2 protein-coding genes are annotated in these 2,028 nt (G+C 78.7%); one reads left to right on the top strand and one right to left on the bottom strand.

The genetic code is table 11. From position 1 onward, the window contains the following. Positions 1-901: metallophosphoesterase (locus ABD317_RS36310; protein WP_344296222.1), on the top strand; the 901-nt coding region annotated here is incomplete at its 5' end. Between the two features lie 64 nt (positions 902-965). Here ABD317_RS36310 and ABD317_RS36305 read toward each other — a convergent pair. Further along, positions 966-2,028 (bottom strand): aminotransferase-like domain-containing protein (locus tag ABD317_RS36305; protein ID WP_344296220.1); only part of this gene is annotated, 1,063 nt, incomplete at its 5' end.

The following is a 2,028-nucleotide window of genomic DNA, read 5'->3' as shown; positions in this document are numbered from 1 at the left end:
TCCCGGCGGGCCCGGGCCCGGGTCCGGCGCGGCGGACGCCGCCTCCTCCGGGGCCGCCGCCGACGTGTCCCGGCGGCTCTTCGTCGCCCGCACCGTCGCCGTCGGCGCCACCGCCGTCGCCGCCGGCACCGTCGCGTACGGGGCGTACGGCGTGCTGGGCCGCGCCCCCCGGGTGAAGAACGTCACCGTGCCCCTGGCCAAGCTGCCCGCCGCCGCAGACGGCTACCGCATCGCCGTCGTCAGCGACATCCACCTCGGCCCGATCCTCGGCCGCCGACACACGCAGCGGATCGTCGACACCATCAACGCCCAGCGCCCCGACCTCGTCGCCATCGTCGGCGACCTCGTCGACGGCACCGTCGACCACCTGGGCACGGCCGCGGAGCCGCTGGGGCAGCTGCGGGCGCGCGACGGCTCGTACTACGTCACCGGCAACCACGAGTACTTCGCCGGCGCCGCCGGCGCCGGCGAGTGGATAGACCACCTCCGCGAGCTCGGCCTGCACCCGCTGGAGAACGAGCGCACCGAGCTGCCCGGCTTCGACCTCGCCGGCGTCAACGACGTCTCCGGCGAGGACGTCGGCGAGGGCCCCGACTTCGGGCGCGCCCTCGGCGACCGCGACCCCGCGCGCGCCTCGGTGCTCCTGGCCCACCAGCCGGTCGTCATCCACGACGCGGTGGACCACGGCGTCGACCTGCAGCTGTCCGGCCACACGCACGGCGGGCAGCTGTGGCCCGTCACGTACGTCGCCGGCGCGGCGAACCCGACGCTGGCGGGTCTTGAGCGGTACGGGGACACCCAGCTGTACGTCACGCGCGGCGCGGGCGCGTGGGGGCCGCCGGTGCGGGTGGGCGCGCCGTCGGACATCACGATGGTGCGGCTGGCGTCACCCCGGGCCTGACGCCGCGGGAAGCGACCGGCGTGCCGGTCGCCGCGCGGCGTCCGGCCCGCGGTCGGCCGGCGCGCTACGTCTCCGCCTCCAGCACCCGGCACAGCGCCGCCAGCGCCCCCGGATACAGGTGGTCCGGCGGCGTCCCGTACCCCACCACCAGCGCCTCCCCCTCCGGCCCCGGCGCCTCCCCCGCCGCCGGCGCCGCGAAGTCGCCGCCCTCCTCCCACGCCCCCTGGCCGTACTCGTACGCCCCCAGCCGGGCCACCGCCAGCCCCTCCCGCGCCGCCCGCGCCAGCACCCGGCGCTCGGTCCCCGGCGGCAGCCGGACGACGGCGTGCAGCCCCGCGGCGATGCCGGTCACCGTCACCCGCGGCGCCCGCCGCGCCAGCTCGGCGACGAGGCGGTCGCGGCGGCGCCGGTAGCGCTGGCGCGCGGCGCGGACGTGCCGGTCGTAGCCGCCGGACTCGACGAACTCCGCCAGCGTCAGCTGGTCCACCACCCCCGGCGGCGTACGGCTCAGCGCCTGCACCTCGTGCACCGGGCGCAGCAGCCGCCCCGGCAGCACCATCCAGCCCAGCCGCAGCGCGGGCGACAGGCTCTTGCTGACCGTGCCCAGGTGCGCCACGTGCTCCGGGTCGAGCGACTGCAGCGCCCCCACCGGCTGCCGGTCGTAGCGGAACTCGCCGTCGTAGTCGTCGTCCAGCACCACCCCGCCCGTCGCCCGCGCCCAGTCGACGGCCGCCGCCCGCCGCTCCGGGGCGAGCGGGACGCCGGTGGGGAACTGGTGCGCCGGGGTGAGGAGGACGGCGCCGGTGCCGGTGGCGGGCAGGTCGGCGGTGGCGGTGCCCCCGTCGTCGTACGGCAGCGGCACCGTCCGCAGCCCGGCGTCGGTGAGCAGCCGGCGGTGCAGCCCAAGACCGTACGGCTCGACCGCGATCCGCCGCGTGCCCTGGGCGCGCAGCACCTCCGCCAGCAGCCGCAGCCCGCTGGTGAACCCGGCGCAGACCACGATCCGCGCCGGCTCCGCGTGCACGCCGCGCGCCCGCGCCAGATACCCGGCCAGCGCGCGCCGCAGCTCCACCCGGCCGCCGGCGCCCTCGTCGCCGAAGGCCGCCGACGGCGCCGCCGTACCCGCC

It is taken from the genome of Streptomyces synnematoformans, assembly GCF_039531005.1.
Classification (GTDB): Bacteria; Actinomycetota; Actinomycetes; order Streptomycetales; family Streptomycetaceae; genus Streptomyces; species Streptomyces synnematoformans.
The sequence above is the reverse complement of the archived record's forward strand: the minus strand, read 5'-3'. Positions and strand labels throughout refer to the sequence as shown.